This window comes from Providencia stuartii, from assembly GCF_029277985.1.
GTDB lineage: Bacteria > Pseudomonadota > Gammaproteobacteria > Enterobacterales > Enterobacteriaceae > Providencia > Providencia zhejiangensis.
The window spans coordinates 367,631-391,444 of sequence record NZ_CP119546.1 but is presented as its reverse complement, the minus strand read 5'-3'; the positions used below and the strand labels follow the sequence as shown (position 1 = coordinate 391,444).

Here is a 23,814-nt window from a genome sequence, read left to right as displayed (position 1 = left end):
GTCTATACTGCATTCTCTTTCCACTATTATCAAATCCACTATGACTGCTAAAAAATGGCCTTTGTGGCTCTTTGCCGCATTATCAGTATGCTTATTGAGTGCCTGTGCGAATGTGCGTTGGCAGCATCCAACACCTTCAACAGAAATCGTCCAATTAATGATGGCGGAAATTCAAGGGGCCAGAAATATAGATGGCGAGGAATATACCGTAGAAGAGACCTTCTCTCGCTTACGGGCACAAAAAGAGATTAAGGGAACTCGCCCTTTTCAGGCCATTACTATTAGTCAAAATCATGAAATAACCATCGAAGGTTATAGTGAGTATTTCGATTCTATTGGCTTGATAACCGATGCGGATTTTGCACGTTTTTCTATTCCGAATAAGCACAACATCCAAGGGTACTACTATTCCTACCGTGGGCAAATGGTCGCCGTAAACTATAGCCTTCCTCATATGGTAAGGGATGCAAACAGTAAAGATAGCTTAGTTCTCCAGACCCAACCAATCACTGATTATCACATCACCGTCGTCTATTTAGATGGTACTCAATACCCATTTAAGTACCGTTCAACATCAGTATCCGCCGGCATGTTTGGTCGTTATAAATCTTACAAAAATAGCTTTGATGGCCGCTTTTATATTCCTACTCATTACCAAACCGGTCGTTATGAGCTCTATGCTCCCCTGTAGCGAATAGGCTTTAGCCTCATGATAAAAATAACATAATGAGGTTTTTACCACTTCTAATGAATATGATCCCACTTAATGCTGTTTTCGAGGATCAATGACAGAATAATCCCCATTAACAAACCGTTTCCTAGCAGTGAACTGAACATCATCGGTAGCGAACTCATTACCGCATCAGGTGCTGACATCAAAAAAATCCCAATAAACAGGGGAAGTGCCAAACGATAAATATTACGCGCGTTCAGTTTAATTTCGGCTAAAAATGAAAAAGAAGAGAATAACAGGGGTAAATAGGTTGCTAACATGACAGCACTGCCAATCGCGAGAGGCAATGAGCGAAAAAATTGGGTTAATGCGGCGATAGCCCCAACCAATAACAACAACACGCTACCGATAGTAAAAGAGACTCGTGAAGTGTCTTTCGTTTGTGTAATCAAGCCAATAGATGATACAAAAGGCGAAAATGGCACCACACCTAACGGAGCCGAAAATAAAGTCAAAACACCCGACGCCACAAAACTCCGACGGTAAATAGACTTTGTTAATCCCTTTTGCTGATAAAAAACATCACTTCCACGTATTGCCCCAAAAGTATTTGACGTGTTCAAAATACCGGCCAATATCGCCGTGATCACGATGCTGGGTTGGACTTCATCTGCACGTCCAAAGGGAAACAACTCCCACTTAACTTCCGAAATAGCTGAAATTTTGCCATCAAATAACAGACTATACGCTATCCATCCAATAATGGTTCCACATAATAAGGCGTATTGACTCACGCTTGCGGGTAAAAACACAATCATCGCAATCACCAAAATTAGCACCGCGAATGCTAAAAAGAATACCGGATAATTAACCTCGACATTGGTATCTATGACGCCAAATGGAAGCCCAAGCATACCTTTTAGAAAAATCGAAACTAATTGGGCTCCAAGGAGAAACATAAATACCACTAAAACACCGGGTTTGAACAAACTGGATAACCCATTGCCAATACCTGTGATACCGATTAAAAGGGTAACAATCCCCGACAAAAAAATACCGACGGTTAGACTCCACCCAATGGTTGCTAAAGCGGTTCCTTGCATTGATTCCGAGAGGGTGACGGTCAATATTGTGGCCCACCATAGCCCTGTCGACCCCTCCATCAATGAGCGCTTATGACCTAAAAAAGCTTGAATTAAACAAGCCACAGCGATCAGTAAGAAAGCGTATTGTGTGATAACAAATGTGGTTTCAGCTGTTAAATGAAAAGCCGATTGTAAGGTAGGTGGAATCACGACTGTGTTACAAAAAATAAAGAAGAACCACTGGAAACCTGAAATAAAACTACTCTTTGTTATTATACTTTTTTGCACTGAAAACCTCATGACTTATTATCATTGATTGTTAACAGTCTAGTAGCATTTAAATCAAATTTCTAATGATTATTTTTAACTTATCGTTTTGGTTTTTATAGCGTATATAACGCCATATAAGACTATAAGTATATTTTAAATTTTAATCATACTTAGATTTCGGTTATAAATAGAAAATAACCACACCTAATCCTATTTTACTAAAACTTTATTCTATTTCGATTAGCCTTGGCTATTTAAATAATAACATTGTCTATAGACGTCCCTCTCAATTAATTTAACAAAAGCAAAAACAATCAAAAATAATTGAATAAAACACGCCTCAGCAAAAACAAAAGACATTTCAAATCAATATGTTAATAGAAATTAAACGCCTGAGTTTTAGTTAAAACTAGCACTGCATCAAGTTAACTCTCTGTTTTAGAATTAAATAAAATTAACCCATTAAATTTATTTAAAAATTTAACCTAAATTATGGGTTTATTTTGATATCATTAACTACCAATAGACAAAAAGACAATACAAATGAAAGGCTATCTATTTCTCAACAAAAATATTAGATTAAAATCACTAATAAACTTAAAGCCCAGCATCTTAATCTATTAATCGAATAATGTCCTCTACTAATTATCATTTTTCTACACTCGGTGGCATTTTGAAAAAAAATTCACTGGTCAGATATTGGTTCTTTCATTATTCATGATAAAAAAGATTGTGATAAATATGAAAACGACATTTATAACCACAATCATAAAAGAAAACATTCATCATAGTGATGTTGGAGAATGAATATAATGAATATTGTTGATCGGTTTATTTCTTATACCCAAATTAATACCACCACCAATAGGGAAAATGGCGCTGCGGGTATTATGCCCTCTTCTGAAGGTCAGCGCGTTTTAGCCAAAAAACTCGTTCAAGAGCTGGAAGCATTAGGTCTTGAAGAGATTAAACTACGTGATACCGCCATTGTCACTGCAACCTTGCCCTCAAATTTAGATTATGACGTCCCTACCGTTGCTTTCTTTGGTCATCTTGATACGAGTGCTGAACAAACTAATGATACTAAAGCACAAATCCTGCACTATAACGGTGAAGACCTGTGCTTAAATAAACAGCTAAATATCTATCTTCGTCAAAGTGAGTTCCCTGAACTCGCTAACTATCTAGGTGATGATATTATTGTCACGGACGGCACGAGTCTATTGGGTGCCGATGACAAAGCAGCCATAGCCTCTATTATGGATATGCTGCAATACTTCAAACAGAACCCTCAAATTAAACATGGCACCATTAAAGTCGGCTTTGTTCCCGATGAAGAGCAAGGTTTGCGTGGCGCAAAAGCCTTTGATGTACAAGAATTTGGGGCAGACTTTGCCTATACCCTTGATTGCTGTGGTATTGGTGAATTAGTGTATGAAAACTGGAATGCGGGTGACGTTGAAATCGTCTTTACAGGTAAATCCGCCCACCCAATGTCCGCCAAAGGCAAACTCATTAACTCATTATTAATGGCCCATAAATTTATCGCCATGCTACCGGGCGGTGAAGCTCCTGAATACACTGCGGATCGTGAAGGTTACTATTGGGTAAAACAGTTATCAGGTAATAGCGCTCGTACCGTACTCAAAATGGATGTACGTGATTTCACAGAAGATGGTTATCGCACGCGCATGGCATTTTTGAAAAAATTAGCCACACACTGTGAAGACTTATGGGGCAAAGAGAGCGTCACTTGTACCCTAGCAGACCGTTATTCTAACGTTTATAACAGCTTACAAGGTGAAAATCGTTACCCTATCGACATCGCTGTAGAGGCTTATCACGCTTGTGGTATTACCCCAAAAGTGATCCCAATGCGTGGTGGCTACGATGGTGCAGCACTATCGCAAAATGGCTTACCTTGCCCAAATATTTTTACTGGTGCTCATAATTTCCATTCTATTTATGAATATCTTCCAATTAAATCATTATACGCTGCAAGTGATGTGCTAAAACAAGTCGTTCAAATCACTGCTGAACGCTTCAAATCAGGAGCAAAAGCATGATCCCAATTCTAACGGTTCTTATTATCGTTATTTTGGTAGCACGTTTCATTCTGAAAGGTTATAAGGCTGAACCTGTATTATTTATTGCCGGTTTAGCGTTAATGATTATGACCCTCGCCTTAGGTTGGGGTCCTATCTTGCCCAAAAATGTCGCGTCTACTGGTTTAACATGGCTCGATCCCTTTGAGGTTATGCGTGATCTCTTCAGTAGTCGTGCTGCCGATCTCGGTTTAATGATCATGGCTCTAATGGGTTTCGCTCATTACATGGATCATATTGGTGCTAACGAAGCCGTCGTGCGTGTTGCAACTAAGCCATTAAAAAATATGCGTTCTCCCTATGTTCTGCTGTTTTTTTCATTTTTACTGGCCAGTATTTTGCAACTCGCGATCCCGTCAGCAACAGGTTTAGCCGTGTTATTGATGGGAACCATGTTTCCTATCATGATTGGATTGGGCTTATCGCCAGCATCAGCTGCGGGGGTCATTGCCACCTCATTAGGCGTTGCTTATACCCCAACCGCTATCGATGCTATCCGTGGCGCCAAAGCGGTTGATATGTCAGTTGTTGAATATGTATTGTATTATCAAGGACCTGCTGCATTAGTTACCGTCTTAGCGGTTGGTATTACACATATCTTCTGGCAACGTCACTGCGATCGCAAAGCAGGCTTTATCCCTGAGATTGGTAAAGCCGTTCAATCTCATGAAAAAGAACCGACAAGCAAAAATATTCCTGGCTACTATGCCATTCTTCCTATGTTGCCCATTATCATGGCGGTAGGTTCTTCGAACCTCTTTTTTGAAGGCATACACCTTGATGTTGTCACCATCGTATTGATTGCAATGGCTATCTGTATGCTTATCGAAACATTACGTATTCGTAATTTCAAAACGGTATGTAATGGCTTCCAGCACTTCTTGAATGGAATGGGGCAGGCTTTTAGTCACGTTGTTGGGCTACTCGTTGCAGCGGGCGTTTTCGCACATGGGATTAAAGTCAGCGGTGCCATTGACCAGTTGATCTTAATGGCGGAATCCGTTGGTTTACCCCCCTTTGCAATGGCACTCGTATTTGCATTGGTCACTCTAGCTGCTGCTGTGATCATGGGTTCAGGTAATGCGCCATTCTTAGCTTTTGTCGAATTGATCCCACAGATCGCACACAGTATGGGGGCTAACCCGATCGCCATGATCTTACCTATGCAGCAGGCTTCTCATATGGGGCGTGGTATGTCACCTGTTGCTGGCGTGATCATTGCCGTTTCCAGTGGCGCTAAATTACAACCTTTTGATGTGGTTAAGCGTACCGCCATCCCACTCATGGTCGGTTTTGTGATTCATTGCACGATCATTGGCGTATTCTATTAGCCCATTTTTACATCCCGGTGATATCACTCAAATGGGGAAATAAATTCCCCATTTTTCTCATACTGAACTCAGCGACTTTTTAAAATAATAAAAGCAACAGGCTAATTTCATGATCCACTGAATACCTGTGTGAAGTCACGCATACTCACATACCATTTGTTATCACTGTAAAGCAAAGTTCAGGCTGAATGGCTTTTGCTTGAACACACGTTTAAATAAAAAAAACCGGCGCTATTACAGCGCCGGTTTTATCATTGTGTTCCAATCTGACGAATACGTCTTAATTGTTATCGCTGCTGAATCCTGCATTTAACAGTTCAGCCAAGTTAGCCGTTGCTTCATCCGCACTAACTTGTGGAGCTTCCACAACATCGTTCAGATGACGACGACGGATACGGTCTTGGTGATACGCAAAACCAGTACCTGCTGGGATCAAACGACCCACAATAACGTTTTCTTTCAGACCACGCAGTTCGTCGCGTTTACCTGCAACGGCTGCTTCTGTCAGTACGCGTGTTGTTTCTTGGAACGATGCTGCTGAGATGAAGGATTCTGTTGCCAGAGATGCCTTCGTGATACCCAATAGGTCGCGATCGAACTTAGCTGGGATTTTACCATCCAGCTCAAGTTTACGGTTAGAAACTTTAACACGTGAGTACTCGACCTGCTCGCCTTCAAGGAACTCAGAGCTTCCCGCATCAGCAATAGTCACCTTACGCAGCATCTGACGAACGATAACTTCAATGTGTTTATCGTTAATCTTAACGCCTTGTAAACGGTAAACTTCCTGAACTTCGTTAGTGATATAACGTGTCACTGCATGTACACCACGCAGACGCAAGATATCATGTGGCGACTCAGGGCCATCAGAAATTACATCACCGCGTTCAACGATCTCACCTTCAAATACGTTGAGCTGACGCCATTTAGGGATCATCTCTTCATACGGATCAGAACCATCCATCGGTGTAATCACCAGACGACGTTTACCTTTGGTCTCTTTACCGAAGGAAACAATACCGCTGATCTCAGCCAAAATAGCTGGCTCTTTCGGACGACGCGCTTCAAACAGGTCAGCAACGCGAGGTAGGCCACCCGTGATATCTTTAGTTCCCACAGATTCTTGTGGAATACGTGCTAAGGTATCACCGACGTTGATAGCGATGCCATCATCTAACTGAACAATTGCCTTACCTGGTAAGAAATACTGAGCAGGCATGTCGGTGTTAGGGATCAGAACATCGTTACCATTCGCATCAACAACACGAAGTGCTGGACGTAAATCTTTACCACCACTCGTACGCTCTGCTGTATCCAGAACAACGATTGAAGACAGACCGGTTAATTCATCCGTCTGACGCGTCATTGTTTGGCCATCAAGCATGTCTGAGAAGCGAATAATACCGGATACTTCACTGACAACTGGCATGGTATGTGGATCCCAGTTAGCAACAGTTTCACCGCCAGTAACTGCCGCGCCATCGCCTTTAGTCAGGTGCGCACCGTAAGGTACTTTATAGCTCTCTTTAGTACGACCGAACTCATCAATCAGGCGCAATTCGGTATTACGTGAAGTAATAACCAGTTTGCCTTCTGAGTTAGTCACAAATTTCGCGTTAACCAGTTTTAGTGTACCTGGGTTACGAACTTGGATGCTAGATTCTGCTGCCGCACGAGATGCCGCACCACCGATGTGGAACGTACGCATCGTCAACTGTGTACCTGGTTCACCGATTGACTGTGCCGCGATAACCCCGATAGCTTCACCTTTGTTGATGATATGACCACGAGCAAGGTCACGACCATAACAGTGAGCACATACACCGAAGTCAGTTTCACAGCTAACGACTGAACGGACTTTAACGCTGTCGACAGAGTTTTCTTCTAACAGGTCACACCATTTTTCGTGTAGCAACGTATTACGTGGAACCAGAATGTCCGCAGTACCTGGGATCAGAATATCTTCTGCCGTCACACGACCCAATACACGCTCACGCAGTGGTTCTTTAACATCACCACCCTCGATAACCGGAGTCATCAAGATACCTTCGTGTGTACCACAGTCGTCTTCAGTCACCACCAAGTCCTGAGCAACGTCAACGAGACGACGAGTCAGATAACCGGAGTTCGCTGTTTTCAATGCCGTATCCGCAAGACCTTTACGAGCACCGTGCGTAGAAATAAAGTACTGGAGAACGTTCAGACCTTCACGGAAGTTTGCCGTGATTGGTGTTTCGATGATTGAGCCATCTGGCTTAGCCATCAGACCACGCATACCGGCTAGCTGACGAATCTGAGCAGCAGAACCACGAGCACCGGAGTCGGCCATCATAAAGATACTGTTGAAAGAAACCTGCTGTTCTTCTTCACCGTCGCGGTTAATCACCGTTTCAGTAGACAGGTTTTCCATCATCGCTTTAGCAACACGTTCGTTAGCCGCAGCCCAGATATCGATAACTTTGTTGTAACGTTCGCCTGCTGTCACCAGACCAGACTGGAACTGTTCCTGAATTTCTGCAACTTCTGCTTCGGCTTCGGCGATGATCCCTGCTTTTTTCTCAGGAATAACCATATCGTCGATACCAACCGATGCACCAGAACGTGCCGCATAGGCAAAACCGGTATACATGATTTGGTCAGCAAAAATAACCGTAGGTTTCAGACCCAGAACACGGTAACAAGTGTTCAGCATTTTAGAGATCGCTTTTTTACCTAACGCTTGGTTAACCAGCGAGTAAGGCAGACCTTTCGGCACGATCATCCACAGAATTGCACGACCAACAGTAGTATCAACCATACTGGTGTTAATCGTAATGTTACCTTCACCGTCTTTCACTTCTTCAGTGATACGGACTTTAACACGGGCATGCAGTGAAGCATGGCCAGAACGGTAAACACGCTCAGCTTCTTTAGGGCCGGCCAGAACCATCCCTTCGCCTTTCGCGTTTACACAGTCACGAGTCATGTAATAGAGACCCAATACAACGTCCTGTGAAGGAACGATGATAGGCTCACCACTCGCTGGTGACAGGATGTTGTTGGTTGACATCATCAACGCACGCGCTTCTAACTGAGCTTCCAGAGTTAGAGGAACGTGTACTGCCATTTGGTCACCATCGAAGTCGGCGTTATATGCCGCACACACCAGAGGGTGCAACTGGATCGCTTTACCTTCGATCAAAATAGGTTCAAAGGCTTGGATACCCAAACGGTGAAGTGTTGGCGCACGGTTCAGCATAACTGGGTGTTCACGGATAACTTCATCCAAGATATCCCATACTACCGCTTCTTCACGCTCAACCATTTTCTTCGCAGCTTTGATGGTTGTTGCCAGACCACGGAGTTCTAATTTGCCATAGATGAATGGTTTGAATAACTCAAGAGCCATTTTCTTAGGCAGACCACACTGATGCAGACGCAGGTATGGACCGACAGTGATAACCGAACGACCTGAGTAGTCAACACGCTTACCAAGCAAGTTCTGACGGAAACGACCTTGTTTACCTTTGATCATATCAGCCAAAGATTTCAGAGGACGTTTATTAGAACCGGTAATTGCACGACCGCGACGACCGTTATCTAACAGAGCATCGACCGCTTCTTGTAACATACGTTTTTCGTTACGTACGATGATGTCTGGCGCAGCCAGATCCAGAAGACGTTTCAGACGGTTGTTACGGTTGATCACACGACGGTAAAGATCGTTCAGATCTGATGTTGCAAAACGGCCACCGTCGAGTGGAACTAATGGACGCAGATCAGGTGGTAGAACTGGCAGAACATTCAAGATCATCCATTCTGGTTTGTTACCAGACTGAATAAATGCTTCTAACAGTTTAATACGCTTAGTCAGCTTCTTACGTTTAGTTTCAGAGTTCGTTTCGTTCAACTCTTCACGTAACGTTTCACACTCGTTCTCAAGATCGAGGTTTTTCAGCAGACCTTGGATTGCTTCCGCACCCATTTTCGCGTCAAATTCGTCACCGAACTCTTCCAACGCATCTAAGTATTGCTCTTCTGTCAGAATCTGTGAGCGTTCAAGGCTAGTCATACCACCTTCAACAACCACGTAGGATTCAAAGTACAGAACACGCTCGATATCACGCAAAGGCATATCAAGTAGCAAACCGATACGGGATGGCAATGATTTTAAGAACCAGATATGAGCTGTCGGAGAAGCAAGTTCAATATGACCCATGCGCTCACGACGAACTTTAGTCTGGGTGACTTCAACGCCACATTTCTCACAAATCACACCACGGTGTTTTAAACGTTTGTACTTACCGCACAGACATTCGTAGTCTTTTACTGGCCCGAAAATACGCGCACAGAAAAGGCCGTCACGCTCAGGCTTGAACGTACGGTAGTTAATGGTTTCTGGCTTTTTCACTTCACCGAATGACCATGAACGGATCATATCAGGCGATGCCAGAGCAATTTTGATCGCATCAAACTCTTCGGTCTTGGTTTGCGCTTTCAGAAACTTAATTAAGTCTTTCACAAAATGGCTCCTGTCGGAGTTAGACCTGTCAGGTGAGAGGCCCCTGCCTCTCTCCCCTAATCCCAGTACTTATACTGGCCGGAAGGCTAAACCTAGCCTTCCGGTACAAACGAATTACTCGTCTTCCAGTTCGATGTTGATACCCAGTGAGCGGATTTCTTTCAACAATACGTTGAAGGACTCCGGCATGCCAGGTTCCATCTGATGGTTGCCATCGACGATGTTTTTATACATCTTCGTACGGCCGTTAACGTCATCCGACTTAACCGTTAGCATCTCTTGGAGTGTATAGGCTGCACCATATGCTTCCAGTGCCCACACTTCCATCTCCCCGAAACGCTGACCACCGAACTGAGCTTTACCACCCAACGGTTGCTGAGTAACCAAGCTGTAAGAACCAGTAGAACGGGCGTGCATTTTATCGTCAACCAAGTGGTTCAGTTTCAGCATATACATGTAACCAACCGTTACCTGACGCTCAAACTTCTCACCTGTACGGCCGTCGAACAATGTAATCTGACCTGAAGTTGGCAGACCACCCAATTTCAATAGTTCTTTAATTTCAATCTCTTTTGCACCATCGAACACTGGTGTTGCGATTGGCATACCTTTTTTCAGGTTTTCAGCCAGACGCATAACTTCTTCGTCAGAGAAAGTATTCAAATCTACTTTCTGGCGAGGGTCATCACCAAGATCGTAGGCTTTCTGGATGAACTCACGCAGTTTGGCGACATCTTGCTGCTGTTTAAGCATAGCATTAATTTTATCACCAATACCTTTCGCAGCCATACCCAAGTGGGTTTCCAGAATCTGACCGATGTTCATACGCGATGGTACGCCCAGCGGGTTCAGAACGATGTCTACAGGGTTACCGTTTTCATCGTAAGGCATATCTTCAACTGGGTTGATTTTTGAGATAACACCTTTGTTACCATGGCGACCCGCCATTTTATCACCCGGTTGGATCTGACGTTTAACGGCCAGATAAACCTTAACAATTTTCAGTACGCCTGGTGCCAAGTCATCACCTTGAGTGATCTTACGGCGTTTAGCATCCAGTTTCTTCTCGAACTCAGATTTCAGTTCATCGTACTGCTCAGCTAATTGTTCTAACTGATTTTGCTTCTCTTCATCAGCCAGAGAAAGCTCTAACCAACGATCGCGAGGCAATTTGTCCAGTTTCTCAGCTTCAATACCGCCGTTAACCAGCACAGAGCGGATACGCGCAAACAAACCTGCTTCGAAAATACGTAACTCTTCCGTTAAGTCTTTCTTCGCTTCACGTAACTGAGTTTCTTCAATCTCTAGCGCACGTTTGTCTTTTTCTACACCATCACGGGTGAAGACTTGTACGTCAATGACGGTACCGGAAACACCGTTAGGTACACGCAGAGAAGAGTCTTTAACGTCAGATGCTTTCTCACCAAAGATAGCGCGCAGCAGTTTCTCTTCTGGTGTCAGTTGGGTTTCACCTTTCGGTGTCACTTTACCAACTAGGATATCGCCACCTTTAACTTCAGCGCCGATATACACAATCCCAGACTCATCGAGTTTAGAAAGTGCAGCTTCACCAACGTTAGGAATATCAGCCGTAATTTCTTCAGGCCCCAGTTTTGTGTCACGAGACACACAAGAGAGTTCCTGAATATGAATCGTTGTGAAACGGTCTTCTTGAACAACACGCTCAGAAACAAGGATGGAGTCTTCGAAGTTATAACCATTCCATGGCATAAATGCCACGCGCATGTTTTGGCCAAGAGCCAATTCACCGAGGTCAGTTGAAGGACCATCAGCTAACACGTCACCTCGTTCAACTGGCTCACCTAAAGATACACAAGGCATCTGGCTAATACAGGTGTTCTGGTTAGAACGGGTATATTTAGTCAGGTTATAGATATCGATACCAGCTTCACCTGGATACATCTCATCTTCATTAACTTTAATAACGATACGAGAAGCATCAACGTACTGAACAGTACCGCCACGTTTCGCAACAGCCGTTACCCCTGAGTCAACCGCTACTGCACGTTCCATACCTGTACCGACTAAGGGTTTATCAGCACGTAAAGTTGGAACCGCCTGACGTTGCATGTTTGCACCCATCAATGCACGGTTAGCATCATCGTGTTCAAGGAATGGAATCAGTGACGCACCAACAGAAACGACCTGCTGAGTCGAAACGTCCATATATTCAACTTGATCACGGCTGAACAAGCTTGATTCACCATGGTTACGGCAAGTGATCAGCTCTTCAACAAAGCTACCATCTTCCGCTAATACGGTGTTTGCCTGAGCGATGATGAAGTTACCTTCTTCAATGGCAGACAAGTAATGAATTTCGTCAGTAACAAGGCCATCACGCACTAAGCGATAAGGTGTTTCAAGGAAACCGTACTCGTTTGTCTGAGCATACACAGACAAGGAGTTGATCAGACCGATGTTCGGACCTTCAGGGGTTTCGATTGGACAAACACGACCATAGTGAGTTGGGTGTACGTCACGTACCTCAAAGCCCGCACGTTCACGAGTCAGACCACCTGGGCCCAACGCTGAGATACGACGTTTGTGCGTAATTTCAGACAGTGGGTTGTTTTGGTCCATAAACTGAGAAAGCTGGCTGGAACCAAAGAACTCTTTCACTGCCGCAGAAATTGGCTTCGCGTTGATCATATCTTGTGGTACTAATGCATCAAGGTCACCCAGAGAAAGACGCTCTTTCACTGCACGCTCAACACGGACCAGACCAACACGGAATTGGTTTTCTGCCATCTCACCAACAGAACGAATACGACGGTTACCTAAGTGGTCAATATCATCGACTTCGCCTTTACCGTTACGGATATCGATGAGTTTACGCATAACATCAATGATGTCTTCTTCACTCAGGATACCAGAACCTTCGATTTCATCGCGGCCCAGTGAACGGTTAAACTTCATGCGACCAACAGCTGATAGATCATAACGATCTTCTGAGAAGAACAGGTTATCGAACAAGTTCTCAGCAGCTTCACGTGTTGGTGGCTCACCAGGACGCATCATACGGTAGATTTCTACCAACGCGCTCAGGCGGTCATTCGTTGGATCGACACGCAGCGTTTCAGAAATGTAAGCACCGTGGTCTAAGTCGTTGGTAAACAATGTTTCAATTGTTTTATGACCCGCTTGGCTCAGACGTGCCAACATATCCAATGAAAGTTCCATGTTAGCTGCGCAAATCAGCTCACCTGTACTTTCATCAATGTAATCTCTTGCGACCACTTTACCAGCGATGTACTCAACAGGCACTTCGATGCTGTTGACTTCTTCTTTCTCTAGTAAGCGGATATGACGAGCAGTGATACGACGGCCTTTTTCAACATACACTTTGCCGTTTGCTTCAATATCAAAAGAAGCGGTCTCACCACGCAGACGCTCAGGAACTAGCGTCATCATCAGTTTGTTATCGCGGATTTGGAAAACAGTTTTCTCGAAGAACAAATTCAAGATGTCTTCAGTGCTGTAATCCATTGCACGTAGAATAATGGTCGCAGGTAATTTACGGCGACGGTCGATACGTACAAACAGGTTATCTTTCGGATCGAATTCGAAATCAAGCCATGAACCACGGTAAGGGATAATACGCGCGTTATACAGGACTTTACCTGAAGAGTGTGTTTTCCCTTTATCGCTGTCGAAGAAGACACCAGGACTACGGTGTAACTGAGAAACGATAACACGCTCAGTACCGTTGATAACAAAGGTTCCGTTTTCAGTCATGAGTGGAATTTCACCCATGTAGACTTCTTGCTCTTTGATGTCTTTTACGGTGCCTTCTGGTGCTTCACGCTCATAAACAATGAGGCGCAGCTTAACACGCAGTGGTGCAGAGTATGTGACGCCACGAATTTGACATTCTTTAACATCAAATACAGGCTCACCCAGACGATAGCTGACGTATTGCAGTTCAGCATTACCGCTGTAGCTCTGAATAGGAAACACAGAACGGAAAGCTGCTTCCAGCCCGTTCTGACCATCAGGATCTTGCTCGATAAACTTCTGGAACGAGTCAAGTTGGATAGAAAGGAGATAAGGTACATCCAAAACTTGTGGACGTTTACCAAAATCCTTACGAATACGTTTTTTCTCGGTATAGGAGTAAACCATAGGGTTCCTCAGCTCGCTGATCAGTGACCCACTCTGTCCGTCCATAAGGACAGCATCGATAACGCTATTTTTTGAAATGGAAAATGAACACTTTCCGTAATACTCATTGCTATTACTCTTAAATCATTTCATTGTGCCACTCTGACTACCGAGCTACCCGAGCGGGTCGTAGCTGAGAACACAGTATATTAAGTCGTCAATAGAAAGAAGTATTGGAGGGTTTGTTAACATCAAAATTGCGTGAAAAAGCTGTTAACACCCAATCACGCTTTACAGCGCAAAAAGGCTGGTGATTAAAAAATCACCAGCCATCAGCCTTTAAGTTAGGCTGCAAACTGAAAGCTGAACTTATTTAAGCTCAACAGAAGCGCCTGCTTCTTCAAGAGATTTTTTCAGAGCTTCAGCTTCGTCTTTGCTAGCACCTTCTTTGATGGTTGCTGGCGCAGATTCTACCATATCTTTAGCTTCTTTCAGACCCAGACCGGTCGCACCGCGAACTGCTTTGATAACAGCAACTTTGTTACCGCCAACAGAAGCCAGAACAACGTCGAACTCAGTTTTTTCTTCAGCAGCTTCAGCAGCAGCACCTGGAGCAACAGCAACAGCCGCAGCAGCAGAAACGCCGAATTTTTCTTCCATCATAGTGATCAGTTCAACAACGTCCATTACAGACATTTCAGCAACTGCGTCAAGGATTTGGTCTTTAGTGATAGACATAACAAGTGTTCCTAAAATTCAGAAATAGTTTATACGTTAAAAAGCAACGAAGGAAAGGGCTTATGCAGCTTCTTTCTGATCGCGCAGAGCAGCCAGAGTGCGAACCAGTTTGCCTGCAGCGGCTTCTTTCATGGTTGCCATCAGGCGTGCGATTGCTTCTTCGTAAGTTGGGAGTGTTGCCAGACGATCGATATCTTTAGCCTGGATTAACTCACCTTCAAAGGCCGCAGCTTTAATCTCAAATGCTGGATTCGCTTTCGCGAACTCTTTGAACAGACGAGCAGCAGCGCCCGGATGTTCGTTAGAGAAAGCAATCAAGGTTGGACCAACAAACGCGTCTTTCAGGACTTCATAAGAAGTTCCTTCAACAGCACGGCGAATCAGCGTGTTACGAACAACACGGATGTAAACGCCAGCTTCGCGACCTGCTTTACGCAGTTCAGTCATTTTTGCTACAGTTACGCCGCGTGAATCAGCAACAACTGCAGAAAGCGCGCCTTTGGCTACTTCGCTGACTTCAGCAACAATCGCTTGTTTGTCTTGAAGATTTAGTGCCATTAGCTTCTTGCTCCTGGATTAACCGGGAAACCCCGGGGACTCACATCACTCAAACACGACATGTGTTGAGCGCTAAAACACGGTGAGCAGAAGCCAGAATAAAATTCTTGGTATCTCTGTCACCGTCTACGCAGGTAGATTAAGTATCGCTACACCTGCGGTCTTGGACGGGGTCTGGAAAGGCCAGACTCCATACCGAAATTTGTGGTTTATTGATACTAATAACAGTACGAATAAACTCAAGGCGTCAGATTTTATACAAATCTGACGCAAAGGTAAAGTTTAATTACTAAAAGTATTAGTATTAAACTGCTGCTGATAGACCAGCTTGGTCAATAGCAACACCTGCACCCATGGTAGTAGACAGGCTAACTTTCTTGATATACACACCTTTAGCAGAAGCTGGTTTTGCTTTTTTCAGCGCGATCAGCAGTGCTTCTAGGTTTTCTTTCAGTTTGTCAGCATCAAAGTCAACTTTACCGATAGTGGTGTGGATGATACCGTTCTTGTCGTTACGGTAACGAACCTGACCCGCTTTAGCGTTTTGAACTGCTTCAGCAACGTTAGGTGTTACAGTACCTACTTTCGGGTTTGGCATCAGGCCGCGTGGACCCAGGATTTGACCTAATTGACCAACAACGCGCATTGCATCTGGAGAAGCAATAACAACGTCAAAATCCATTTCGCCAGCTTTGATTTTGTCAGCCAGATCGTCCATACCAACCAGCTCAGCACCTGCTGCTTTAGCAGCTTCTGCGTTTGCGCCTTGAGTAAAGACAGCAACGCGAACTGAACGGCCAGTACCGTGTGGCAGTACAGTTGCACCACGTACGTTCTGGTCAGATTTACGAGCGTCGATGCCAAGGTTAACAGCAACGTCAACGCTTTCGACGAATTTAGCAGTCGCTAATTCTTTCAGCAGAGCAACGGCTTCGTTGATGTCATACTGTTTAGTTGCATCAACTTTTTCACGGATATTGCGCATGCGCTTATTCAGTTTAGCCATTGATTAGTCCTCCACAACCAGGCCCATGGAACGAGCAGTACCTTCGATTGAACGCATCATAGCGTCAATGTCAGCACCAGTCATGTCCGCAGCTTTAGTTTCAGCGATTTCGCGAATCTGAGCAGAGGTCACTTTACCCACTTTGTCTTTGTTCGGCTTACCAGAACCTGACTTAACGCCAGCCGCTTTTTTCAGCAGAACAGCAGCAGGTGGAGTTTTCGTAACGAAAGTGAAAGAACGGTCTGCATAAACAGTGATAACAACAGGAATTGGTAAACCTTTTTCCATGCTGTCTGTTTTTGCGTTGAACGCTTTACAGAATTCCATGATGTTCACACCTTGTTGACCCAGTGCTGGACCAACCGGTGGGCTTGGGTTAGCCATACCAGCTGCAACTTGCAGCTTAACGTAGGCTTGTACTTTCTTAGCCATGAATATTTCCTCTAGATGGGTGATAGCGCCTAGCGATTAGGCTCCCCGTTAATTAACGCCCCTCGCAACTGACTAAACACGTGTGCGAGGCGCAAAAAACAAAAGGCGCGAAATTGTAGTCAAATTTCACACCTTTTGCAAGCCAGTTTTTGTCGTTAAAGTTATACTTTTTCGACCTGACTGAAATCCAATTCGACTGGTGTCGCACGGCCAAAGATTGAAACCGAGACTTTCAAGCGGCTCTTTTCATAATCCACTTCTTCGACAACACCATTAAAGTCAGCAAATGGACCATCGCTAACGCGAACCATTTCACCTGGCTCAAACAATGTTTTCGGACGTGGTTTATCGCCAACTTGTTGCAGACGATTCATAATCGCGTCGACTTCTTTATCACTAATTGGTGCTGGACGATCCGACGTTCCGCCGATGAACCCCATAACACGTGGTACGCTACGTACTAAGTGCCATGAGTCATCATTCATTACCATTTGAACTAATACATAGCCTGGAAAAAACTTACGTTCACTTTTACGGCGCTGACCACTACGGATCTCAACAACTTCTTCTGTTGGTACCATGACTTCGCCGAAAGAGTCTTCCATACCGTGTAATTTGATATGTTCACGCAAAGACTGCGCTACGCGACCTTCAAAACCAGAGAAAGCCTGAATGACATACCAGCGCTTTTTAGGTGAATCTGACATTTAGAATAACCTCAGGCTTGTAATAAATGAAACTAAACGCACTAGGATACCATCTAATCCCCACAGTATTAATGACATAACAGCCGTTACTGCGGCAACAATCAAAGTCGTTTGTAATGCTTCTTGGCGAGTTGGCCAAATCACTTTTCGCATTTCAATGCGAGCTTCACGCGCAAACGCTAATGTTTGTTTGCCCTTTGTAGTCCACAAAGCGACAGCACCTGCAATGGCGACAACAGCCACAACAGCAAAAGCACGCAGCGCGAGATTATATTGACGGAAGTAATAGTTGCCAACTATAGCAATCAGTAGCAGGACAGCAACAACGACCCACTTAAAGATGTCTACACTGCGTCCACTTCCTTGAGCTTCGCTATTCGCACTCATAATTCAACCTGTTACCATGAAGTATGTATAAAGCCTGTGCCCTACCAATGAAGGCAAACAGACCGAACCAATAGAATATGCCAACATATCCCTTATGTACTACGAGCCGAGCTTGCTAAGTCAAACAAGGAGAATTGTTGACAACGCCTACGAAACTCAAAGAGCAGTCGACTAGCAAAAGGCGATGATGTGCTCACTCGCTATTCCGTAGGTAAATTTAAGGCATGCTCAACAAATTTTTTGCCGCGATTATTATGAAAATTAATTTCTAAATGCGGCAGCAGTAAAATATACCATATCTTCTGAGCAAAACCTTAATAAATCTCATATAACTGCATAAAGCTAATGATGCAGTTGCTATATTCGTTGCATCAGAGCCTATCTCACCAATAATTTCCACAACCATTGATGAGATAGGTTCTTAATTTTACAACGTTATACCCTTCATAGTTTAAAATATTGCATGGTGATGGCTCAAATCGCTATCGCGTCGCGACATTTTACACTATTGAGGCATTGAGATAACTCAAGATAACCAATTGATTAATAATATATTACTTGAATTATTTTGAGTATAAAAAGGGCATCTTAAAGATGCCCTTTTTACTAAAGTGGGTTGTTATTATGCAATGATTTTTGCAACAACACCCGCACCTACAGTACGGCCACCTTCACGGATTGCGAAACGCAAACCATCATCCATCGCGATTGGGTGGATCAGGGTAACTTTCATGTTGATGTTGTCACCTGGCATTACCATCTCTACGCCTTCTGGCAGTTCGATAGTACCGGTTACGTCAGTTGTACGGAAGTAGAACTGTGGACGGTAGCCTTTGAAGAATGGAGTGTGACGACCACCTTCATCTTTGCTCAGGATATAAACTTCTGATTCGAAAGTAGTGTGTGGCTTGATTGAACCTGGTTTCGCCAGAACTTGACCACGTTCGATTTCTTCACGCTTAGTACCACGCAGAAGAACACCAACGTTCTCACCTGCACGACCTTCGTCTAGAAGCTTACGGAACATTTCAACACCAGTACAAGTGGTTTTCGCGGTCTCTTTGATACCAACGATTTCAACTTCTTCACCCACTTTGATGATACCACGCTCAACACGGCCTGTTACTACTGTACCACGACCAGAGATTGAGAATACGTCTTCGATTGGCAGCAGGAATGGCTTGTCAATTGCACGCTCTGGCTCTGGAATGTAGCTGTCCAGTGCTTCTGCTAATTCAACAATTTTCGCTTCCCACTCTGGGTTGCCTTCCAGCGCTTTCAGAGCTGAACCACGGATAACTGGAGTGTCATCGCCTGGGAAATCGTACTGAGACAGAAGCTCACGAACTTCCATTTCAACTAGCTCTAACAGCTCTTCGTCGTCTACCATGTCACATTTGTTCAGGAAAACGATGATGTAAGGAACACCAACCTGACGACCTAACAGGATGTGCTCACGAGTTTGTGGCATTGGGCCATCAGTTGCAGCAACAACCAGGATTGCACCATCCATCTGCGCAGCACCGGTGATCATGTTTTTAACATAGTCGGCGTGTCCTGGGCAGTCTACGTGTGCGTAGTGGCGAGTTGGTGTATCGTACTCTACGTGAGAAGTAGAGATGGTGATACCACGCGCTTTTTCTTCTGGTGCGTTATCGATTTGATCGAATGCACGAGCGCTACCGCCGTAAGTTTTTGCCAGAACAGTAGTGATTGCTGCTGTCAGGGTAGTTTTACCGTGGTCAACGTGGCCGATTGTACCAACGTTAACGTGCGGTTTGGAACGTTCAAATTTTTCTTTAGACACGACTCTATTCCTTATGGAGTTCCCTCTTCACTATAAAGAGGGAACTTAATTAAAGTAGTTAAATCGATTAAAACCGATTACTTAGCGTTACGAGCTTCGATAACAGCTTGTGCAACGTTGTTAGGTGCTTCATTGTACTTCAAGAACTCCATTGAGTATGAAGCACGACCTTGAGTTTGTGAACGCAGGTCTGTAGCGTAACCGAACATTTCTGACAATGGTACTTGTGCACGAACAACTTTACCAGTTGCCATGTCATCCATACCTTCAATCAGACCACGGCGACGGTTCAAGTCACCAATAACGTCACCCATGTAGTCTTCTGGTGTTTCCACCTCAACTTTCATGATTGGCTCAAGCAGAACAGGTTTAGCTTTTTTGAAGCCATCTTTAAACGCGATTGATGCCGCCAGTTTAAATGCCAGTTCAGATGAGTCAACATCATGGTAAGAACCGAAATGTAGACGAATACCCATGTTAACAACAGGATAACCAGCCAGTGGGCCAGATTTCAACTGCTCTTGGATACCTTTGTCAACCGCAGGGATGTATTCACCAGGGATTACACCACCTTTGATTTCGTTGACAAATTCGTAGTCCATAGGAACGCCGTCTTTATCATTTTTGTCAAGTGGGTACATATCGATAACCACATGACCGTACTGACCACGACCACCAGACTGTTTCGCGTGTTTACCTTCGATGTCTGTCACTTTAGCAGTGATAGCTTCACGGTAAGCAACTTGTGGTTTACCAACGTTCGCTTCAACTTTAAATTCGCGACGCATACGGTCAACCAGAACGTCCAAGTGCAATTCACCCATACCAGCGATGATGGTTTGACCCGTTTCTTCATCACTTGATACGCGGAATGATGGATCTTCTTGAGCCAAACGACCCAATGCGATACCCATTTTTTCTTGGTCAGCTTTAGTTTTTGGTTCAATTGCAACAGAGATTACTGGCTCTGGGAATTCCATACGTTCTAGGATGATTGGCGCTTCAACAGCACACAGAGTATCACCTGTAGTTACGTCTTTCAGACCGATAGCTGCCGCGATGTCACCAGCGCGAACTTCTTTAATCTCTTCACGCTTGTTAGCGTGCATCTGAACGATACGACCAAAACGTTCTTTCTTAGATTTAACTGGGTTCAGAACCGTGTCACCTGAGTTAACAAAACCAGAGTAAACACGGAAGAACGTCAGGTTACCAACGAACGGGTCAGTTGCAATTTTAAATGCTAAAGATGAGAACGGCTCATCATCACTTGCGTGACGTTCAGCTGGCGTATCTTTACCATCGTCCAGAATACCATTGATTGCAGGTACATCTGTTGGTGAAGGTAAGAACTCGATAACTGCATCCAGCATTGCCTGAACACCTTTGTTCTTAAATGCAGAACCACAGGTAACCAGGATAATTTCGCTTGCAAGAACGCGTTGACGAAGAGCAGCTTTGATTTCTTCTTCAGACAGTTCATCACCGCCTAAATATTTTTCCATCAGTTCTTCTGATGCTTCAGCAGCAGATTCAACTAGGAAGTTATGCCATTCTTCAGCTTGATCTTGCATATTCGCAGGGATATCTTCGTATTCGAAGGTAACGCCTTGATCTTCATCGCTCCACTTGATCGCTTTCATTTTGATCAAGTCAACAACACCAGTGAAGCCTTCTTCTGCACCAACTGGTAATTGAAGTGGAACTGGGTTTGCAGCCAGACGTGTTTTTAATTGTTCAACAACACGCAGGAAGTTTGCACCCATACGGTCCATTTTGTTAACGAACGCGATACGTGGAACTTTATATTTGTTAGCTTGACGCCATACAGTTTCAGACTGTGGCTGAACACCACCAACAGCACAGTAAACCATAACTGCACCATCAAGAACACGCATAGAACGTTCTACTTCGATAGTGAAGTCAACGTGTCCTGGGGTGTCAATAATGTTGATACGGTGTGGCTCAAACTGTTTTGCCATACCGGACCAGAATGCTGTAGTCGCAGCAGACGTGATAGTAATACCACGCTCTTGCTCCTGTTCCATCCAGTCCATTGTTGCAGAACCTTCGTGGGTTTCACCAATTTTATGGTTTACACCTGTATAGAACAGAATACGTTCAGAAGTTGTTGTTTTACCGGCGTCGATGTGTGCACTGATACCGATGTTACGATAGCGTGATATGGGCGTTTGACGGGCCATTTTTTCCTCTCTCGTGGGCGTTCAATTCATCATATAAAGGGTAGCGGAAGGCTACCCTAAGAAGCATCACTAATGCGGTGAAATTACCAGCGGTAGTGAGCGAACGCCTTGTTAGCTTCTGCCATACGGTGAACGTCTTCACGTTTCTTAACAGCAGAACCTTTGTTCTCAGCTGCATCCGATAATTCGTTTGCCAGGCGCAGAGCCATTGACTTATCACCGCGTTTACGAGCAGCATCAACGATCCAACGCATTGCCAGAGCATTACGACGAACCGGACGAACTTCTACAGGAACTTGGTAAGTAGAACCACCAACACGGCGGGATTTAACTTCCACAGTCGGACGCACGTTATCCAGTGCGAGTTCGAATGCATCAAGTTCAGTCTTACCAGAACGCTGAGCCAGGGTCTCAAGCGCGTTATATACGATTGCTTCAGCAGTAGATTTTTTCCCGTCTACCATCAGGATGTTCACAAATTTGGCCAGTAATTCTGATCCGAACTTAGGATCTGGAAGAATTTTACGTTGACCAATTACGCGACGACGTGGCATGGATATTACTCCGTTGTTAATTCAGGTTTGCCCAAAACTCTATTAGAGTATTTTGACATTAAGATTAAAAATGTTTGGCCTTACTTAACGGAGAACCATTAAGCCTTAGGTTTCTTAGCACCGTATTTAGAACGGCCTTGTTTACGGTCTTTAACACCAGAACAGTCCAGTGCACCGCGAACGGTGTGATAACGCACACCTGGCAAGTCTTTAACACGACCGCCACGGATCAGGATTACGGAGTGTTCCTGCAAGTTGTGGCCTTCACCACCGATGTAGGAAGAAACTTCATAACCGTTAGTTAAACGAACACGGCACACTTTACGTAGTGCTGAGTTTGGTTTTTTAGGAGTGGTAGTATATACACGAGTACATACGCCACGTTTTTGCGGGCAAGCTTCCAGTGCTGGAACGTTGCTTTTAACAACTTTCGAGCTACGTGATTTGCGTACCAGCTGATTAATAGTTGCCATTATTAAAAAAGCTCCTGGTTTTTTTTGCTTCGTAAACACGGATTTCGACCTCGTTCGCCAACATGACGATACACGAGGACGCGAAATTTTATTGCTGACTGGCTCAGGTGTCAAGAAATATACAACTTTTAACGCTTTTATAGGGCAAAATGTTGTTTATGGCTCACAGTTAGCTGAACAAAATCGCGATATGAAGCTAAAGAGACCTGTTCTGATAGCATATTCTGCAAACCTCGAGCATTGACATCTGCATCTAACGCATAGATTTGTGCACCTTTTTTTTGCAGTTCACAAAGATGAGTGGATTGATGAATGGCAGCAATAACGCCATCTTGTAACAATAATACCGCATCATCCGGCGTGATCAGTCGTAGAAACGCGGTGAGATCACAGTGAAAAGGTGACTTTGCTATAGTATAAAGCATAGAAAAGATCCTACAACAGATCAAAATTTAAGCACAACATCATATTCGGATAATTTATCGCGAATTTGTGTCGAATTGATGACATTTACCTCAACGATCCACTCACTATTTTCGCAAATCCCTCTTTCTTTTAGTGAATCCGCACACACGAAAATATTATTGATATCGTAAAGTGGCAAAATTTTAAACGTGGAAATATAGTCTCTCGCTAAAATTTCTTTTGGATTTTGATTAGCAAGTAACTGGCAGACACCATCTGAAAGGAAAAAAACATCAATATCTTCAGTGAGTGCCGATGTGGCAAGTAGCGCATCTAGCCCTTCTCGACCACTTGCATTTCCGTGAGGCATGGAGGTAAAAACAAAGGCAAACTTTTTCATATATCCACTAAATGATGCAAAGCGTTGCTAAACCGCCCCCCACAACCGGCTGAGTT

Annotated in this window: 18 protein-coding genes; 3 read left to right on the top strand and 15 right to left on the bottom strand. The window is 44.2% G+C overall.

Annotated elements, in window-relative coordinates:
- Positions 1-40: 40 nt before the first annotated feature.
- Positions 41-691 (top strand): hypothetical protein, encoded by a 651-nt coding sequence (locus P2E05_RS01690; RefSeq protein ID WP_247047219.1) that lies wholly within the window; start codon positions 41-43, stop codon positions 689-691.
- Between the two features lie 53 nt (positions 692-744).
- Here the strand turns inward: P2E05_RS01690 and P2E05_RS01685 are convergent, their stop codons facing one another.
- Complete coding sequence (locus P2E05_RS01685; RefSeq protein ID WP_247047220.1) at positions 745-2,058, bottom strand: uracil/xanthine transporter; 1,314 nt, start codon at positions 2,056-2,058, stop codon at positions 745-747.
- Between the two features lie 782 nt (positions 2,059-2,840).
- Here P2E05_RS01685 and pepT point away from each other — a divergent pair.
- Both pepT and dcuC read left to right on the top strand, forming a co-directional pair.
- Positions 2,841-4,094 carry a peptidase T gene (pepT, locus tag P2E05_RS01680; RefSeq protein WP_272658081.1) on the top strand — a complete coding sequence of 418 codons (1,254 nt, stop codon included), beginning with the start codon at positions 2,841-2,843 and terminating at the stop codon, positions 4,092-4,094.
- Complete coding sequence (gene dcuC / locus P2E05_RS01675; protein WP_154624916.1) at positions 4,091-5,464, top strand: C4-dicarboxylate transporter DcuC; 1,374 nt, start codon at positions 4,091-4,093, stop codon at positions 5,462-5,464. Before pepT ends, dcuC begins: the two co-directional genes overlap by 4 nt.
- A 280-nt stretch (positions 5,465-5,744) precedes the next feature.
- On the opposite strand, the gene rpoC is transcribed toward dcuC, so the two are convergent.
- From rpoC to tusC, 14 genes are all read right to left on the bottom strand, one after another.
- Positions 5,745-9,965 (bottom strand): DNA-directed RNA polymerase subunit beta', encoded by a 4,221-nt coding sequence (gene rpoC, locus P2E05_RS01670; protein ID WP_163860562.1) that lies wholly within the window; start codon positions 9,963-9,965, stop codon positions 5,745-5,747.
- Positions 9,966-10,079: 114 nt separating this feature from the next.
- Complete coding sequence (gene rpoB / locus P2E05_RS01665) at positions 10,080-14,108, bottom strand: DNA-directed RNA polymerase subunit beta (RefSeq protein WP_154624917.1); 4,029 nt, start codon at positions 14,106-14,108, stop codon at positions 10,080-10,082.
- Between the two features lie 348 nt (positions 14,109-14,456).
- A complete protein-coding gene (gene rplL, locus P2E05_RS01660) occupies positions 14,457-14,825 on the bottom strand; it encodes a 50S ribosomal protein L7/L12 (RefSeq protein ID WP_004924778.1) in 369 nt (122 codons plus the stop codon).
- A gap of 60 nt (positions 14,826-14,885) precedes the next feature.
- On the bottom strand, positions 14,886-15,383 hold the full coding sequence (rplJ, locus tag P2E05_RS01655; RefSeq protein WP_004924776.1) for a 50S ribosomal protein L10: 498 nt from the start codon (positions 15,381-15,383) through the stop codon (positions 14,886-14,888).
- Positions 15,384-15,687: 304 nt separating this feature from the next.
- Positions 15,688-16,389, bottom strand: a complete 702-nt coding sequence (rplA, locus tag P2E05_RS01650) for a 50S ribosomal protein L1 (RefSeq protein ID WP_154624918.1) — start codon at positions 16,387-16,389, stop codon at positions 15,688-15,690.
- A 3-nt stretch (positions 16,390-16,392) separates the two neighbouring features.
- Complete coding sequence (rplK, locus tag P2E05_RS01645) at positions 16,393-16,821, bottom strand: 50S ribosomal protein L11 (protein ID WP_154624919.1); 429 nt, start codon at positions 16,819-16,821, stop codon at positions 16,393-16,395.
- 161 nt (positions 16,822-16,982) lie between these two features.
- The gene (gene nusG / locus P2E05_RS01640) at positions 16,983-17,528 is read right to left on the bottom strand and encodes a transcription termination/antitermination protein NusG (protein WP_154624920.1); all 546 of its coding nucleotides are present in this window, start codon (positions 17,526-17,528) and stop codon (positions 16,983-16,985) included.
- Positions 17,529-17,915: a preprotein translocase subunit SecE gene (secE, locus tag P2E05_RS01635; RefSeq protein WP_154624921.1), complete on the bottom strand. Its 387-nt coding sequence runs from the start codon at positions 17,913-17,915 to the stop codon at positions 17,529-17,531.
- Between the two features lie 622 nt (positions 17,916-18,537).
- On the bottom strand, positions 18,538-19,722 hold the full coding sequence (tuf, locus tag P2E05_RS01630) for an elongation factor Tu (protein ID WP_154624778.1): 1,185 nt from the start codon (positions 19,720-19,722) through the stop codon (positions 18,538-18,540).
- Between the two features lie 77 nt (positions 19,723-19,799).
- Positions 19,800-21,926: an elongation factor G gene (fusA, locus tag P2E05_RS01625; protein WP_154624192.1), complete on the bottom strand. Its 2,127-nt coding sequence runs from the start codon at positions 21,924-21,926 to the stop codon at positions 19,800-19,802.
- A gap of 83 nt (positions 21,927-22,009) precedes the next feature.
- Positions 22,010-22,480 (bottom strand): 30S ribosomal protein S7, encoded by a 471-nt coding sequence (gene rpsG, locus P2E05_RS01620; protein WP_004262486.1) that lies wholly within the window; start codon positions 22,478-22,480, stop codon positions 22,010-22,012.
- 98 nt (positions 22,481-22,578) lie between these two features.
- Positions 22,579-22,953, bottom strand: a complete 375-nt coding sequence (gene rpsL, locus P2E05_RS01615; protein ID WP_163860560.1) for a 30S ribosomal protein S12 — start codon at positions 22,951-22,953, stop codon at positions 22,579-22,581.
- Positions 22,954-23,090: 137 nt separating this feature from the next.
- Positions 23,091-23,378 (bottom strand): sulfurtransferase complex subunit TusB, encoded by a 288-nt coding sequence (gene tusB, locus P2E05_RS01610; RefSeq protein WP_154624190.1) that lies wholly within the window; start codon positions 23,376-23,378, stop codon positions 23,091-23,093.
- A gap of 20 nt (positions 23,379-23,398) precedes the next feature.
- The gene (tusC, locus tag P2E05_RS01605) at positions 23,399-23,758 is read right to left on the bottom strand and encodes a sulfurtransferase complex subunit TusC (protein WP_154624189.1); all 360 of its coding nucleotides are present in this window, start codon (positions 23,756-23,758) and stop codon (positions 23,399-23,401) included.
- Positions 23,759-23,814: the final 56 nt, after the last annotated feature.

What these genes read in the sequence shown, in the direction of transcription:
- rplA (WP_154624918.1), bottom strand. Translation starts at nt 16,389, where the DNA reads ATGGCTAAACTGAATAAGCGCATGCGCAATATCCGTGAAAAAGTTGAT.
- nusG (WP_154624920.1), bottom strand. Translation starts at nt 17,528, where the DNA reads ATGTCAGATTCACCTAAAAAGCGCTGGTATGTCATTCAGGCTTTCTCT.
- tusB (WP_154624190.1), bottom strand. Translation starts at nt 23,378, where the DNA reads ATGCTTTATACTATAGCAAAGTCACCTTTTCACTGTGATCTCACCGCG.
- P2E05_RS01685 (WP_247047220.1), bottom strand. Translation starts at nt 2,058, where the DNA reads ATGAGGTTTTCAGTGCAAAAAAGTATAATAACAAAGAGTAGTTTTATT.
- rpoB (WP_154624917.1), bottom strand. Translation starts at nt 14,108, where the DNA reads ATGGTTTACTCCTATACCGAGAAAAAACGTATTCGTAAGGATTTTGGT.
- secE (WP_154624921.1), bottom strand. Translation starts at nt 17,915, where the DNA reads ATGAGTGCGAATAGCGAAGCTCAAGGAAGTGGACGCAGTGTAGACATC.
- rpsL (WP_163860560.1), bottom strand. Translation starts at nt 22,953, where the DNA reads ATGGCAACTATTAATCAGCTGGTACGCAAATCACGTAGCTCGAAAGTT.
- pepT (WP_272658081.1), top strand. Translation starts at nt 2,841, where the DNA reads ATGAATATTGTTGATCGGTTTATTTCTTATACCCAAATTAATACCACC.
- rplJ (WP_004924776.1), bottom strand. Translation starts at nt 15,383, where the DNA reads ATGGCACTAAATCTTCAAGACAAACAAGCGATTGTTGCTGAAGTCAGC.
- fusA (WP_154624192.1), bottom strand. Translation starts at nt 21,926, where the DNA reads ATGGCCCGTCAAACGCCCATATCACGCTATCGTAACATCGGTATCAGT.
- P2E05_RS01690 (WP_247047219.1), top strand. Translation starts at nt 41, where the DNA reads ATGACTGCTAAAAAATGGCCTTTGTGGCTCTTTGCCGCATTATCAGTA.
- tusC (WP_154624189.1), bottom strand. Translation starts at nt 23,758, where the DNA reads ATGAAAAAGTTTGCCTTTGTTTTTACCTCCATGCCTCACGGAAATGCA.
- rplK (WP_154624919.1), bottom strand. Translation starts at nt 16,821, where the DNA reads ATGGCTAAGAAAGTACAAGCCTACGTTAAGCTGCAAGTTGCAGCTGGT.
- dcuC (WP_154624916.1), top strand. Translation starts at nt 4,091, where the DNA reads ATGATCCCAATTCTAACGGTTCTTATTATCGTTATTTTGGTAGCACGT.
- rpsG (WP_004262486.1), bottom strand. Translation starts at nt 22,480, where the DNA reads ATGCCACGTCGTCGCGTAATTGGTCAACGTAAAATTCTTCCAGATCCT.
- rplL (WP_004924778.1), bottom strand. Translation starts at nt 14,825, where the DNA reads ATGTCTATCACTAAAGACCAAATCCTTGACGCAGTTGCTGAAATGTCT.